Origin of the sequence: Isoptericola sp. NPDC056605 (assembly GCF_042792795.1) — a bacterium.
Taxonomy (GTDB): Bacteria; Actinomycetota; Actinomycetes; order Actinomycetales; family Cellulomonadaceae; genus Isoptericola.
The window spans coordinates 1-14,341 of the sequence record NZ_JBHTVT010000020.1; the positions used below are offsets into that span (position 1 = coordinate 1).

11 protein-coding genes and 1 pseudogene are annotated in these 14,341 nt (G+C 73.0%); 11 read left to right on the top strand and 1 reads right to left on the bottom strand.

Going from position 1 to position 14,341, the window contains the following annotated elements; genetic code table 11:
• Nucleotides 1–641: 641 nt before the first annotated feature.
• From uraD to ACFQ8Y_RS17745, 4 genes are all read left to right on the top strand, one after another.
• Entirely contained in the window at nt 642–1,145 is a 504-nt protein-coding gene (gene uraD, locus ACFQ8Y_RS17730; RefSeq protein WP_430550374.1) for a 2-oxo-4-hydroxy-4-carboxy-5-ureidoimidazoline decarboxylase, read from the top strand.
• Nucleotides 1,142–1,480 (top strand): hydroxyisourate hydrolase, encoded by a 339-nt coding sequence (gene uraH, locus ACFQ8Y_RS17735; RefSeq protein WP_430550373.1) that lies wholly within the window; start codon nt 1,142–1,144, stop codon nt 1,478–1,480. The genes uraD and uraH overlap by 4 nt, the downstream gene beginning before the upstream one ends.
• 132 nt (nt 1,481–1,612) lie before the next feature.
• Nucleotides 1,613–2,557, top strand: coding sequence for a factor-independent urate hydroxylase (gene pucL, locus ACFQ8Y_RS17740; protein ID WP_430550372.1), 945 nt, complete (start codon nt 1,613–1,615; stop codon nt 2,555–2,557).
• Between the two features lie 55 nt (nt 2,558–2,612).
• Nucleotides 2,613–4,310 carry a nucleobase:cation symporter-2 family protein gene (locus ACFQ8Y_RS17745; RefSeq protein ID WP_430586303.1) on the top strand — a complete coding sequence of 566 codons (1,698 nt, stop codon included), beginning with the start codon at nt 2,613–2,615 and terminating at the stop codon, nt 4,308–4,310.
• A gap of 80 nt (nt 4,311–4,390) precedes the next feature.
• Here the strand turns inward: ACFQ8Y_RS17745 and ACFQ8Y_RS17750 are convergent, their stop codons facing one another.
• Entirely contained in the window at nt 4,391–5,143 is a 753-nt protein-coding gene (locus ACFQ8Y_RS17750; RefSeq protein ID WP_430550370.1) for an IclR family transcriptional regulator, read from the bottom strand.
• A gap of 107 nt (nt 5,144–5,250) precedes the next feature.
• Between ACFQ8Y_RS17750 and ACFQ8Y_RS17755 the strand changes: the two genes are divergently transcribed.
• From ACFQ8Y_RS17755 to allB, 7 genes and pseudogenes are all read left to right on the top strand, one after another.
• Nucleotides 5,251–6,729 carry an NAD-dependent malic enzyme gene (locus ACFQ8Y_RS17755; protein WP_430564972.1) on the top strand — a complete coding sequence of 493 codons (1,479 nt, stop codon included), beginning with the start codon at nt 5,251–5,253 and terminating at the stop codon, nt 6,727–6,729.
• On the top strand, nt 6,726–7,982 hold the full coding sequence (locus ACFQ8Y_RS17760; protein ID WP_430550368.1) for a DUF6986 family protein: 1,257 nt from the start codon (nt 6,726–6,728) through the stop codon (nt 7,980–7,982). Before ACFQ8Y_RS17755 ends, ACFQ8Y_RS17760 begins: the two co-directional genes overlap by 4 nt.
• 203 nt (nt 7,983–8,185) lie before the next feature.
• Entirely contained in the window at nt 8,186–8,989 is an 804-nt protein-coding gene (locus ACFQ8Y_RS17765) for a hydroxypyruvate isomerase family protein (RefSeq protein ID WP_430586338.1), read from the top strand.
• 50 nt (nt 8,990–9,039) lie between these two features.
• Nucleotides 9,040–9,930, top strand: a pseudogene (locus ACFQ8Y_RS17770) (2-hydroxy-3-oxopropionate reductase); the annotation flags it as partial.
• A gap of 38 nt (nt 9,931–9,968) precedes the next feature.
• Nucleotides 9,969–11,756, top strand: a complete 1,788-nt coding sequence (gene gcl / locus ACFQ8Y_RS17775; protein WP_430586304.1) for a glyoxylate carboligase — start codon at nt 9,969–9,971, stop codon at nt 11,754–11,756.
• Nucleotides 11,757–11,843: 87 nt separating this feature from the next.
• On the top strand, nt 11,844–13,010 hold the full coding sequence (locus ACFQ8Y_RS17780) for a glycerate kinase (protein ID WP_430586305.1): 1,167 nt from the start codon (nt 11,844–11,846) through the stop codon (nt 13,008–13,010).
• Nucleotides 13,007–14,338, top strand: a complete 1,332-nt coding sequence (allB, locus tag ACFQ8Y_RS17785; protein WP_430564968.1) for an allantoinase AllB — start codon at nt 13,007–13,009, stop codon at nt 14,336–14,338. Before ACFQ8Y_RS17780 ends, allB begins: the two co-directional genes overlap by 4 nt.
• The last annotated feature ends 3 nt before the right edge of the window (nt 14,339–14,341 follow it).

The window sequence follows — 14,341 nt, forward strand, 5'->3', positions numbered from 1 at the left end:
GAGGGGGTGGGAGAGTAGGACGCCGCCGGACACCCATTCACGAAAGGCCCACCCCACACCGGGGTGGGCCTTTCGCATACCCCCGAACAGACCCCTGGTAGGCCGAGGGGCGGCCGCCGGCTGAGGCTCCCGCTGGGCGAGCCCCTTTTCGGCCCGGCCACGCGCCGCGGCCCGCGCGCCGGCGCGCCGGCGCGTGCCAGCTCTCCGGCGGGATCGATCCCCCCGGCGAGGTGGCAGCGCGGCACCGAGGGCGGAGGGTGTGCCCGCCGGGACGTGACCCGTGGCCAGGCGCCCGCACGGGAGCCCCGCGGTCCGTGGACGTCCTCGTCGACTTCCTTGTACGTGAACGCTGCCGCTGGCGCGTCACACTGCCTGCCCGCTCGAGGTCGCCGGATGCTGCGGACGGCGAGTTCCGGCCCACGCCAGGTGCCTTCGCGCGCTCGTCACGGACCCTTCTGCCAACCCTGTGAGGCCTGTGGCCTGGGGAGATGACGCCGAGCAGAGGACATGCTGGGGTGGTGTCGTGCGACGGGCCCGCACTGAGCGCAGACTCACTTGACAGGGCGCACGGGCGAGAGCGAGACTTCACTAAACGGAAACCCGCTTCCGGTGGGTGGAATCCCCCGAAGGAGGATCGCTCGATGGTGAGTGCAGGTCTCGAGGCATTCAACGCGGCGGACATCGACGCCGCCCGCGCTCAGGTGCTCTCGTGCGCGGCCGTGAGCCGGTGGGCGGACGCGGTGGTCGCCGGCCGCCCGTACGCGGACGCCGAGGCTGCACTCGCGGCGGCTCGTGCCGTCGCCGACCCGTGGAGCGAGGAGGAGATCGACTCCGCGCTGGCGCGGCACCCGCGCATCGGCGAGCGCGCGTCCGGGGACGACGTGGACGCGGCGCACTCGCGCCGGGAGCAGGCCGGGCTCGGCGACCTCAGCGGTTCGGTCGAGGAGCGCCTGCGCGCGGGGAACCTCGCGTACGAGGAGCGGTTCGGTCACGTCTTCCTCATCCGGGCCGCGGGCCGCACCGCCGAGGAGATCCTGTCCTCGCTCGAGGAGCGACTGGGGAACGATCCCGCCACCGAGCGACGCATCGCCGGCCAGCAGCTGCGGGAGATCGCCGTGCTGCGGCTGGAAGGAGAGCTCTCATGACCTCGCACATCACCACTCACGTGCTCGATGCCGTGTCCGGGCTGCCGGCCGCCGGCGTGGCCGTCTCACTGTGGAGCGTCGGCGCGGACGCGGCCGCGCGCCTCGCGGACGCCTCGACCGACGCCGACGGCCGGGTCAAGGACCTGGGCCCGGAGTCGCTCGAGCCCGGCACCTACCGCGTGACCTTCGCGACCGGCGACTACTTCGCCGCGCAGGGGGTCGCGACCTTCTACCCGTCGATCACCATCGACTTCACCGTCGAGGCCGGGCGCGACCACTATCACGTGCCCTGCCTGCTCAGCCCGTTCGCGTACTCCACGTACCGCGGGAGCTGACGGGTCCTCAGCGACCCGCCATCACAGGCCGCGGCACAGGCGCCGCGGCGTGCGTCATCGTCATCGGAGACGTCGAGGGCCGCCCTGCAGGGGTGGGCCCGCGCAACGCAACAACAGATGAAGGAGTCAGCAATGACCGCCACCGCCACCGACCCCCAGGTCAGCACGGGCACGATCGTGCTGGGGGACAACCAGTACGGCAAGGCCGAGGTCCGCGTCATGAAGGTCGACCGCGACCAGGCGCGCCACCGGATCACCGAGCTCTCGGTGACCTCGCAGCTCCGCGGCGACTTCTCCGCCGCGCACATCGACGGCGACCAGGGCCGCGTGGTCCCGACGGACACGCAGAAGAACACGGTGTTCGCCCTCGCCAAGGACGGCATCCCCTCGCCGGAGGAGTTCGCCCTCCGCCTGGGCGAGCACTTCGTCTCGAGCTTCGACTGGATCGAGGGCGGCCGCTGGGAGGCCAAGGAGTACACCTGGGAGCACATCCCCTCCTCCCTCACCTCGCACGTGACCGACGGCGAGCACGACCACGCGTTCGTCAAGGGCGGCACGGAGACCCGGACCACCGTCGTCCAGCGCGACGGGGACGAGGTCTTCGTGGTGTCCGGACTGGAGGACCTCAAGGTGCTCAAGTCGACGGGCTCCGAGTTCCACGGCTTCCCGAAGGACCGCTACACCACCCTGCAGGAGACCACCGACCGCATCCTCGCGACGTCGGTGACCGCCCGCTGGCGCTACACCTCGCTGGACCTCGACTTCAACGCCGTCTACGACGACGTGCGTCGCATCCTGCTCGAGACCTTCGCCGACGTGCACTCGCTCGCGCTGCAGCAGACCCTCTACCAGATGGGCAAGCGGGTGCTCGAGGCGCACCCGGAGATCGGCGAGATCAAGTTCTCGATGCCGAACCTGCACCACTTCGTCGTGGACTTCGAGCCCTTCGGCCTGGAGAACCCGAACGAGGTCTTCTACGTCGCCGACCGCCCCTACGGGAAGATCGAGGCGGAGGTGAAGCGGGAGGGCGCCGACCAGGAGCCGCGCGCGTGGGCGACCGTCACCGGGTTCTGCTGATCACGGTCCTGCGGATCAGCGAAGCACCGTGCAGTCGGTTCGAAGGAGCATCGAGATGAGCACGACGACCATCGACGCGGGGGCCGTGACCGGCACGCCGCAGGGCGGTCGACCGGAGGACGAGCGCTACCCGCTCGGCAAGACCTTCCTCTACGGCCTGCAGCACATCATGACGATGTACGGCGGCGTGATCGCGCCGCCGATCATCGTCGGGCAGGCGGCGGGGCTGTCCGGGGCGGAGATCGGTGTCCTGGTGTCGGCCGCGCTGCTCGTCAGCGGCCTGGCCACCGCGCTCCAGACGCTCGGCATCCGCTTCTTCGGGTCGCAGCTCCCGCTCGTCCAGGGCATCTCGTTCGCCACCGTGTCCACGATGGTCGCGGTGGCGAGCGGGGACGGCGGCCTCCCCGCCGTCTTCGGCGCCATCATCGTGGCCGCCGTGATCGGCCTGGCGATCAGCCCGTTCTTCGCGCAGGTCGTGCGGTTCTTCCCGCCCGTCGTGACGGGCACGATCATCACGATCATCGGGGTCTCGCTGCTGCCGACGGCGGCCGGCTGGATGATGGGCGGCGACGAGGGGTCGGCGGACTGGGGCTCGGTGCCCAACATCACGCTCGCGCTCGGCACGCTCGTCGTGGTGCTCGCGCTCAGCAGGTTCCTGCAGGGCACGATCTCCCGCCTGTCCATCCTGTTCGGCATCGTCCTCGGCACCGTGGCGGCCGTGCCGCTCGGGCTCGCGGACTTCTCGGGCGTCGGCGAGGGGGCGGCGTTCGCGCTGCCGACGCCGTTCGCCTTCGGCGCCCCGGTGTTCGAGATCGGCGCGATCATCTCGATGACGATCGTCATCCTCGTGATCATGACCGAGACGACGGCCGACCTCATCGCGATCGGCGAGGTGCTCGACACCAAGGTCGACGCGAAGCGGGTCGGTGACGGCCTGCGGGCCGACATGGCCGCCACGCTGGTCGCGCCGTTCCTCAACTCGTTCCCGGCCTCGGCGTTCGCGCAGAACGTCGGCCTGGTCGCGATCACCGGCATCCGTTCGCGGTTCGCCGTCGCGGCGGGCGGTGCGGTCCTGTTCGTGCTGGGCCTGTTCCCGCTGCTGGGTCAGGTGGTCGCGGCGATCCCGTCGCCCGTGCTGGGCGGTGCCGGCATCGTCCTGTTCGGGTCGGTGGCGGTGTCCGGGATCCGCACGCTGTCGCGGGTCGAGTACGAGGGCAACCTCAACCTCACGCTCGTCGCGGTGGCCCTGGGCTTCGGCATCATCCCGATCGCGGTGCCGGACTTCTACGACCGGTTCCCGACCTGGGTGGGCATGATCTTCCACTCGGGGATCGCGGCGGCCGCCGTCGTCGCCGTCCTGCTCAACCTCGTGTTCAACGAGATCCGCTGGGGCCGGCGCAGCAAGGACCCGTCGGTGTTCACCGCGGGCTCGTCGGCGCGCCTGGTCGTGACGGAGGAGCAGGAGCAGCGCCGGGCGGAGTACTTCGCGCGGCTGGGCGCCGAGCGCCAGGAGGAGCGCCGACGCGCCCGCCTCAACGCGGACGTGCGGGCGCGGGTGCGTCACGGCCACGGCCGCCGGTCGGGCTGCGTGTCCGCGATCGACCTGGACGCCGACGGCGTGCCGGACGTGCTCCAGATCCGCGAGGGGGCGCGCGACGCGGTCGCGGGCCGTCGTCCCGGCGTCGAGGCTCCGGCGGGCGACGCCCGCCCGGAGCTGGTGCACGCGGGCACCGCCGGACCGAGGGACGGGTGACGACGATGCCCGCCCCGGCACGACGCAGGGCGCGAGGCGGGACCCCCGCCTCGCGCCCCGCGCCGGGTCGCCGCGTGCCGTCAGGCCGCGGAGAGCAGCTCCTTCGAGATGGTGTCGGCCACCTCGTGCAGCACGGGGAGCGCGGCCTCGCCGAACTCGTAGGTCACGCGGGCCGCGGGCCCGGACACGGAGAGCGCGGTCGGGGTGGGCGCGTCCTTCACGGGGACGGCGAAGCACCGCACGCCGATCTCCTGCTCGCCGTCGTCGACGGCGTAGCCCTGCTCGCGGATCGTGGCGATCTCCTTGAGGAGGTCGTCGACGTCCGTGATCGACAGGTCGGTGGCGGGCGGCATCCCGACGCGACCGACGATGTCGCGGATCGTCTGGTCCGGCAGCTCGGCGAGCACCATCTTGCCGACGCCGGTGCAGTGCGTGTAGACGCGCCGTCCGACCTCGGTGAACATCCGCATCGAGTGGGACGACGACGCCTGGGCGACGTACACCACCATGTCGCGGTCGATCATCGCGAGGTTGGCGCTCTCGCCGAGCTCGCGGGCGAGCCGCTCCAGGTGCGGACGGGCGCTGGCGCCGAGCTGGCGGCCGGCGCTCTCGCCCAGCCGGATGAGCCGCGGGCCCAGGGTGTACCGGCGGTTGGGGAGCTGGCGGGCGTAGCCGCGGCCGACGAGCGTCCGCATGAGCCGGTGGATCGTGGGGAGCGGGAGGCCGGCGGCGGCCGCCAGCTCGCTGAGCGCGGCGTCGCCGCCGAGGTCGGTCATGATCTCGAGCAGGTCGATCGCCCGGTCCACCGACTGCACTCCGGTGCCGTTCGCCATGCGTGTGGTCCCCCTTTGCAGCGTCTTGTGAACCGATCCCGGTTCTAGAAACCATCCTTCCACATCTCGAAACTTCAGTCATCAGCACCACGAAAGGAACCCAGGCCATGGCGATGCCCAGCCCCAGCTACACGATCACCCTCCGCGTCGAGGCGCCCGCCTCGCAGCGCGCGACGAGCGAGATCGTCCACGAGATCGCCACGGCCGGCGGCTCGGTGATGGGCGTCGACATCGCCCAGTCGCACACGGACACGATCGTCGTCGACGTCACCTGCGACACGGTCGACGCCGAGCACGGCGAGCGGATCGTCGCGGCGCTCGACGCCCTCGACGGCGTGCGGGTGCTGAAGATGTCGGACTCGACGTTCCTCATGCACCTCGGCGGCAAGATCTCCGTCACCCCCAAGGTGCCGCTCAAGACGCGCCGCGACCTCTCGCGCGCGTACACGCCGGGCGTCGCCCGCGTCTGCCTCGCGATCGCCGACCGCCCGGAGGACGCGCGCCGCCTGACCATCAAGCGCAACACCGTCGCGGTCGTCACCGACGGCACGGCCGTCCTCGGCCTCGGCGACATCGGCCCCGAGGCCGCCATGCCCGTCATGGAGGGCAAGGCGGCGCTGTTCAAGCAGTTCGCCGACGTCGACGCCTGGCCCCTCGCCCTCGACACGACGGACACCGAGGAGATCATCCGCACCGTCAAGGCGATCGCCCCCGGCTTCGGCGGCGTGAACCTCGAGGACATCTCCGCGCCCCGCTGCTTCGAGATCGAGAAGCGCCTGCGCGAGGAGCTGGACATCCCCGTCTTCCACGACGACCAGCACGGCACCGCCATCGTGGTGCTCGCGGCGCTCATCAACGCCCTCAAGGTCGTGAACAAGAAGATCGAGGACGTCCGCATCGCGGTCTCCGGCGTCGGCGCCGCGGGGTCGGCCATCATCCGCCTGCTGCTCGCCCAGGGCGCCCGCGACATCATCGGCTTCGACCGGCACGGGGCGCTCACGCCCGAGTCGGCGGGCGACGACGAGAACCGCACCTGGATCGTCGAGAACACCAACCCCTCGGGCTTTACCGGCACCCTCAAGGAGGGCCTGGCCGGGGCCGACGTCTTCGTCGGCGTCTCGGCGGGCAACATCCTCACGGGCGCGGACGTCGCGGCGATGAACGACGACGCGATCGTGTTCGCCCTCGCGAACCCGACGCCCGAGGTCGACCCGATCGCCGCCGGCGAGACGGCCGCGGTCGTGGCGACCGGCCGCAGCGACTACCCGAACCAGATCAACAACGTGCTGGCGTTCCCCGGACTGTTCCGCGGCCTGCTCGACGCCGGCGCCACGCAGATCACGGACGAGATGCTGCGCGTGGCCGCGGTCGCGATCTCCTCGGTGGTGGGCGACGACGAGCTCAACCCCGCCTTCGTCATCCCGGGCGTGTTCGACAGCCGCGTGGCCGAGGCCGTCGCGGACGCCGTCCGGGCCGAAGGGCTCAAGGAGGTCCCGGTCGAGGAGCACCGCGCCGGCGACGCCGAGCACCTGGCCCAGCACCTGGGCCGCGCGCTGCACTCGGAGAGCGCGGCGGTGGCCCGATGAAGGCCTCCCTCGACCAGGCCTCGCTGGACGACGTCGAGCGCCGGCTCGCCGCGCACGACGTCCACCTCGAGCGGGCCTACCCGGGCGACGACGGGACGCGCCAGCCCGTGCACACCGTGTACGTGCCGGCGCACCGGTACGCGGCCGGGCTCGCGCGGGACTGGGGTGCCCAGGCCCTCGCGGTCGTCGAGGCGCAGGGCACGGACGCGCTGCTGGACGCCGTCGGCGTGCGGGACGACCTGCGCGAGGCGGTCGCGGCGCAGGTGGAGCGCAAGCTCGCCACCGAGCCGATCGAGGACCTGCGCATCGACCTCGAGGACGGGTACGGCACGCACCCGGACGCCGACGAGGACGAGGTCGCCGCCGCCGCGGCCGCCGCGCTGCGGACCGAGCTGGACGCCGGGGGAGCGACACCGTTCGTCGGCATCCGGTTCAAGTGCTTCGAGCGGCCCACGCGGGCCCGCGGCCTGCGCACGCTGGACGTGTTCGTCAGCACGCTCGCGGCGTCGGGGGGCCTGCCCGACGGGCTCGTGCTGACCCTGCCGAAGGTGACCGGCGTCGTGCAGGTCGAGGCGATGGTGGCGGTGTGCGAGCGGCTGGAGGAGGCGAACGGGCTGCCCGCCGGGCGCCTGCGCTTCGAGGTGCAGGTCGAGACGCCGCAGTCGATCCTCGACTCCGCGGGCACGGCGACCGTCGCGCGGATGATCCACGCGGGTGCGGGGCGCGTGAGCGGCCTGCACTACGGCACGTACGACTACTCGGCGTCGCTCGGGATCGCCGCGGCGTACCAGTCGATGGAGCACCCGGCGGCGGACCTCGCCAAGGAGGTCATGCAGCTCGCGGCGGCCGGCACCGGCGTGCGGCTGTCGGACGGCTCGACGAACGTGCTGCCGGTGGGCGACGACGCGCAGGTCCGCGCCGCCTGGGCGGGCCACGGACGCCTCGTGCGCCGCTCGCTGGAGCGTGGGTTCTACCAGGGCTGGGACCTGCACCCGGCGCAGCTGCCGAGCCGGTTCGCGGCGACGTACGCGTTCTACCGGGAGGGCTTCGAGCCCGCGGCAGAGCGGCTGTCGAACTACGTGAACGAGGTGGCGGGGGCGGTGCTCGACGAGCCCGCCACCGCCAAGGCGCTCGCGTGGTACCTCAAGCGCGGCGTCGACTGCGGTGCCCTGGGCGCCGACGAGATCGTCGAGCGCACCGGTCTGCAGCCGGCCGAGCTCACGGCGATCGTGACGCGCCCGCTCGGGGGCTGACGTCCGGTATCGGCACAGCGCACGGCCACGACGGCCCGGCAGGACGACGTCCTGCCGGGCCGTCGTCGTGTGCGCGGCATCACGACCGCACCGCGGGACCGCCCCGGGCAGGGGTTGACCGATGCGGCCGACCCGGCGTAGCGTTTTCACTACAAGGAACCAAACTTCCATCTGGCGAAAGCGAGTCAGCGATGACGGACCAGATCCCCTACACCGTGAACTGCTCGATCCTCCTCACGGACCTGCCGCTCCTGGAGCGTCCGGCGGCCGCGAAGGCGGCCGGCTTCGACGGCGTCGAGTTCTGGTGGCCCTTCGCCACCCCGACGCCCGCGGCCGGCGAGATCGACGCGTTCGTCGGGGCCCTGGCCGACGCCGGCGTGCAGCTCACCGGGCTCAACTTCGACGCCGGCAACATGCCCGGCGGCGACCGCGGCCTCGTCTCCTGGCCCGAGCGTTCCGCCGACCTGCGCGCCAACCTCGACGTCGTCGCCCGCATCGGCGAGCGCACCGGCTGCCGCGCGTTCAACGCGCTGTACGGCAACCGCGTCGAGGGCGAGGACCCGGCGGCGCAGGACGCGCTCGGCGCCGAGAACCTCGCGCTGGCGGCGAAGGCGGTCGAGCGGATCGGCGGCACGGTGCTGCTGGAGCCGGTGTCCGGCGCCCCCGCCTACCCGCTGAAGACGTCGGCCGACGCGGTCGCCGTCCTCGACCGCGTGCGCGACGAGCACGGCGCGGCCAACCTCGGCCTGCTGTTCGACGTCTACCACCTGTCGGTCAACGGCTCCGACGTGGACCTCGACCTCAAGACCTACGGCGACCGCATCGCGCACGTGCAGATCGCCGACGCCCCCGGCCGCGGCGCCCCGGGCAGCGGGGACCTGCCGATCCAGCGCTGGATCGGCGACCTGCGTGCCGCCGGCTACGCCGGCCCGGTCGGCCTCGAGTACAAGACGGCCGACTCCGACCCGTTCGCCTGGCTCCCGCGCGAGCAGCGCTCGGCCCGCTGAGCAGCCGGTACTGAGCAAGCCGGCACCGCGACCACCCTGACCTCCCCGGAAGGACACGACCAATGAGCACCATCGCCTTCATCGGCCTCGGCATCATGGGCAGCCCGATGGCCGTCCACCTGCAGGACGCCGGGCACTCCGTCGTCGGCTACAACCGCACGGCCGCCAAGGCCCAGCCCCTCGTCGAGGCGGGCGGCACCGCCGCCTCCTCCGTCGCCGAGGCGGTCAAGGCCGCGGACGTCGTGGCCGTCATGGTCCCGGACTCCCCGGACGTCGAGGGCGTGCTCACCGGTGACGACGGCGTCTTCGCGAACGCGCAGCCGGGCACGCTGATCGTCGACTTCTCCTCGATCCGCCCCGACGTGACGATCGCGCTGGCCGAGCAGGCGAAGGCCGCCGGCTTCCGCTACCTCGACGCGCCGGTCTCCGGCGGCGAGGCGGGCGCGAAGAACGCCGCGCTGTCGATCATGGTCGGCGGCTCCGCCGAGGACTTCGCCGCGGCGTCCGAGGTGTTCGACGCGGTCGGCAAGACCGTCGTGCACGTGGGCCCGTCGGGCTCCGGCCAGACCGTCAAGGCGGCTAACCAGCTCATCGTCGCCGGCAACATCGCCCTGCTGGCCGAGGCCGTGATCTTCCTCGAGTCGTTCGGCGTCGACACCGAGGCGGCCGTCAAGGTCCTCGGCGGCGGCCTCGCCGGCTCCGCGGTGCTGAACCAGAAGGCCGAGAAGATGCTGGGCCGCGAGTTCGCCCCCGGCTTCCGGATCGACCTGCACCACAAGGACCTGGGCATCTTCCAGGCCGCCGCCCGCGAGCAGGGCGTCGTCGCCCCCGTGGGCGCCGTCGTCGCGCAGCTCATGGCCGCGGCCCGCGCCGAGGGCGACGGGTCGCTGGACCACTCCGGCCTGTTCAACGCCATCGCGCGGCTGTCCGGTCGCGACTGACCGCCCGAAACGACCCAGAAGACTCGAAGGAGAGCACCATGCCCCGCATGCGCGCGGTCGACGCCGCGGTCGCCATCCTGGCGAAGGAGGGTGCCACCGAGGCCTTCGGCCTCCCCGGCGCCGCCATCAACCCGTTCTACGACGCCATGCGCCAGCACGGCGGGATCCACCACGTGCTCGCCCGGCACGTCGAGGGGGCGTCGCACATGGCCGACGGCTACTCGCGTGCCGAGCGCGGCAACATCGGCATCTGCATCGGCACGTCGGGCCCGGCGGGCACCGACATGATCACCGGCCTGTACGCCGCGTGGGCCGACTCGATCCCGATGCTGTGCATCACGGGCCAGGCCCCGGTGGCCAAGCTCGACAAGGAGGACTTCCAGGCCGTCGACATCGCGTCGATCGCCGCGCCGGTCACCAAGCTGGCGAAGACGGTCCTCGAGGCGTCGCAGGTGCCGGGCGTCTTCCAGCGCGCGTTCCAGCTGATGCGGTCGGGCCGCCCTGGCCCGGTCCTCATCGACCTGCCGATCGACGTGCAGATGACGGAGATCGAGTTCGACCCGGAGACCTACCAGCCGCTGGCGCCGGAGCGCCCGGAGGCGACCCGCGCGCAGGTCGCCAGGGCGATCGACATGCTGCTGGCCGCGGAGCGCCCGCTGATCGTCGCCGGCGGGGGCATCATCAACGCCGGCGCGGAGGCCGAGCTCGTCGAGCTGGCCGAGACGCTGGGCGTCCCCGTGGTCCCGACCCTCATGGGCTGGGGCGCGATCCCCGACGACCACCCGCTGACCGCGGGCATGGTCGGCATCCAGACGTCGCACCGCTACGGCAACGCGACGTTCCTGGAGTCGGACTTCGTGATCGGCGTCGGCAACCGGTGGGCCAACCGCCACACCGGTGGCCTGAAGACCTACACCGAGGGCCGGACCTTCGTGCACGTCGACATCGAGCCCACCCAGATCGGCCGCGTGTTCGCGCCCGACTACGGCGTGGTCTCCGACGCGGGCGCGTTCCTGCGCACCGCCCTCGAGGTCGCCGCCGAGCGCAAGGCCGCCGGGCAGGTGCCGGACTGGTCGGCGTGGGCCGCGTCGGCGCAGGAGCGCAAGGGGAAGCTGCAGCGCAAGACGCACTTCACCGAGATCCCGATCAAGCCGCAGCGCGTGTACGAGGAGATGAACAAGGCCTTCGGCCGCGACACGGTCTACGTCACCACGATCGGCCTGTCGCAGATCGCCGGCGCGCAGCTGCTGCACACCTACAACCCGCGGCACTGGATCAACGCCGGCCAGGCGGGCCCGCTGGGCTGGACGGGCCCGGCCGCGCTGGGCGTGTCCCGCGCGCTGCCCGAGGGCAACGTCGTCGCGCTGTCCGGCGACTACGACTTCCAGTTCATGCTGGAGGAGCTCGCCGTGGGTGCGCAGCACCACCTGCCCTACGTGCACGTGGTGGTGAACAACGCCTACCTGGGCCTGATCCGTCAGTCGCAGCGCGCGTTCGAGATGGACTTCCAGGTGTCCCTCGCGTTCGACAACATCAACATGTCGAACGGCGCCGGGGAGCCCGAGGGCTACGGTGTCGACCACGTCAAGGTGGCCGAGGCGCTCGGCTGCAAGGCGATCCGCGTCAAGGACCCGGAGGACCTGGGCGCCGCGTTCGCCAAGGCGCAGGCCATGACGGCGGAGTTCCGCGTCCCCGTGGTGGTCGAGGTCATCCTCGAGCGCGTCACCAACATCGCGATGGGCGCCGAGCTCAACGGCGTGAACGAGTTCGAGGACCTGGCCATCTCGGCCGAGGACTCGCCCACGGCCATCGCGCTGCTGGACTGATCTGCTGGAGAGCAGTACCCGACGACGGCGACGGGAGAGACGATGGCGGAGACGGGCAGGCCCGGCGGACGAGGGGGTGGAGCGACGGTGGCGACGACAGGACGGACGACGGCGCGCGTGCTGCTCGCCCCGGACAAGTTCAAGGGTTCCCTGACCGCGGGCGAGGTGGCCGCGCACCTGGCGGCCGGCCTGCGGCGGGCGGCGCCCGGCGTCGTCGTCGACGAGCTCCCCGTGGCCGACGGCGGCGAGGGCACGCTGGAGGCCGCCCTCGCCGCCGGGTTCACCGCGGTGGACCTGGTGGCGACGGGGCCCCTCGGGCACCCGGCCGCCACCCGGTACGCGCGTCGCGGTGCCACCGCCGTCGTCGAGATGGCGGCCGTCACCGGCCTCGCCCAGGTGACCCCGACGCCGGGCACCGCCCTCGCCGCGACCTCCCGCGGGCTCGGCGAGGTCATCGCGCACGCCCTGGACGCCGGGGCGCGGGAGATCGTCGTCGGGGTGGGCGGCTCGGCGAGCACCGACGGCGGCGCGGGCATGCTCGCCGCGCTCGGCGCCCGGCTGGCCTCGGGCGCGGGGGACGTCGCCGACGGTGGCGGCCACCTGCACGAGCTGACCGACGTGGACCTCGCGGGGCTGCACCCCGCGCTCGCGGACACGGAGCTCGTCCTCGCGAGCGACGTCGACAACCCGCTGCTGGGCGCGCACGGCGCGTCCGCCGTGTACGGGCCGCAGAAGGGCGCCGATGCGGCGACCGTGGCGGAGCTCGAGCTCGGGCTGGCGACGTGGGTCGACGTGCTCGCCACGGTCGGCGTGACGGGCGCTCGCGGCTACGCCGCCGAGCCCGGCGCGGGGGCCGCGGGCGGCGTGGGCTTCGCCTGCCTGCTGCTCGGCGCCGAGCGTCGCCCCGGCGTCGAGGAGGTGCTGGCCCTCACGGGTTTCGTGGACCGCCTCGCCGGCGTCGACCTGGTCGTCACGGGGGAGGGCAGCCTCGACTCGCAGTCGCTGCACGGCAAGACGCCGGTCGGCGTGGCCGCAGCCGCGGCCGCGGCCGGCATCCCTACCGTCGCCGTGTGCGGCCGCACGACGCTGAGCCTCGAGAGGGCAGCCGCCGCCGGCATCATCGCCGTGCACGCCCTCACCGACGTCGAGCCGGACGTCGCCCGCTGCATCGCCCAGGCGGGCCCGCTGCTCGAGACCCTCGCGGCGCGGCTCGCCGACCACCTGCCGGCCCTGAACACCTTGGAGAACGCATGACCCACGACCTCGTCGTCCGCGCCGCCCGCGCCGTCACCCCCGAGGGGGAGCGCGCCGTCGAGGTGGGCGTGACCGACGGCCGGATCGCCGCCGTCGTGCCGCTCGGCACCGGCCTGGTCGGCGCCGAGGTGCTGGAGCTCGCCGAGGACGAGGTGCTGCTGCCCGGCCTCGTCGACTCGCACGTGCACGTCAACGAGCCCGGCCGCACCGAGTGGGAGGGCTTCGCCACCGCCACGCGCGCCGCCGCGGCCGGCGGCGTCACGACGATCGTCGACATGCCGCTCAACTCCCTGCCGCCCACGACCTCGGTCGCGAACCTGGAGGTCAAGAAGGCGCGCGCGGTGGACCAGGCGTTCGTCGACGTCGGGTTCTGGGGCGGGGCGGTGCCGGGCAACACGGCCGACCTGCGCCCCCTGCACGAGGCAGGGGTCTTCGGGTTCAAGTGCTTCCTCGCCGACTCGGGGGTGCCGGAGTTCGGGCACCTGGAGGACGCGGAGCTGCGCGGCGACCTCGCGGAGCTGACGACGTTCGGCGCCCTGATGATCGTGCACGCCGAGGACCCGGGCACCCTCGAGGACGCCCCGCAGGAGCCCGGCCCCACCTACAAGAACTTCCTCGCGTCGCGCCCCGCCAAGGCCGAGTCCACGGCGATCGCCGCGCTCATCGACGCGGCCCGCGCCACGGGCGCCCGCGCGCACGTGCTGCACCTGTCCGACGCCGACTCGCTGCCGATGATCGCGGCCGCCCGCGCGGAGGGCGTGCGCCTCACGGTCGAGACGTGCCCGCACTACCTGTCGCTGGACGCCGACCACGTGCCCGACGGCGCGACGGCCTACAAGTGCTGCCCGCCGATCCGCGAGCACGACAACCAGGACCGGCTGTGGCAAGGGCTGCGCGACGGACTGATCGACGTCGTCGTCACCGACCACTCGCCGGCCACCGCCGAGCTCAAGCAGCCGGCGTCGGGCGACTTCGCGGAGGCCTGGGGCGGCGTCGCGTCGCTGCAGCTCGGCCTCGCCGTCGTCTGGACCGAGGCGCGGCGCCGCGAGGTCCCTCTCGCCCAGGTCGTGGGGTGGATGTCCGCGGGACCGGCCGCGCTGGTCGGACTGGAGCGCAAGGGCGGCATCGCCGTGGGCAAGGACGCGGACCTGGCGGTCTTCGCGCCCGAGGCGACGTTCGTCGTCGACCCGACCCGCCTGCACCACAAGAACCCGGTCACGCCGTACGCCGGCCGTGACCTCACGGGTGTCGTGCGGCGCACGCTGCTGCGCGGGCGTCCCGTGGGCGACGAGCCCGCCGGCACCCTGCTGCGCCGCGGCGAGGCCTGAGCC

Coding starts and splice junctions, on each gene's coding strand:
- uraD (WP_430550374.1), top strand. CDS start 642: ATGGTGAGTGCAGGTCTCGAGGCATTCAACGCGGCGGACATCGACGCC.
- uraH (WP_430550373.1), top strand. CDS start 1,142: ATGACCTCGCACATCACCACTCACGTGCTCGATGCCGTGTCCGGGCTG.
- pucL (WP_430550372.1), top strand. CDS start 1,613: ATGACCGCCACCGCCACCGACCCCCAGGTCAGCACGGGCACGATCGTG.
- ACFQ8Y_RS17745 (WP_430586303.1), top strand. CDS start 2,613: ATGAGCACGACGACCATCGACGCGGGGGCCGTGACCGGCACGCCGCAG.
- ACFQ8Y_RS17750 (WP_430550370.1), bottom strand. CDS start 5,143: ATGGCGAACGGCACCGGAGTGCAGTCGGTGGACCGGGCGATCGACCTG.
- ACFQ8Y_RS17755 (WP_430564972.1), top strand. CDS start 5,251: ATGGCGATGCCCAGCCCCAGCTACACGATCACCCTCCGCGTCGAGGCG.
- ACFQ8Y_RS17760 (WP_430550368.1), top strand. CDS start 6,726: ATGAAGGCCTCCCTCGACCAGGCCTCGCTGGACGACGTCGAGCGCCGG.
- gcl (WP_430586304.1), top strand. CDS start 9,969: ATGCCCCGCATGCGCGCGGTCGACGCCGCGGTCGCCATCCTGGCGAAG.
- allB (WP_430564968.1), top strand. CDS start 13,007: ATGACCCACGACCTCGTCGTCCGCGCCGCCCGCGCCGTCACCCCCGAG.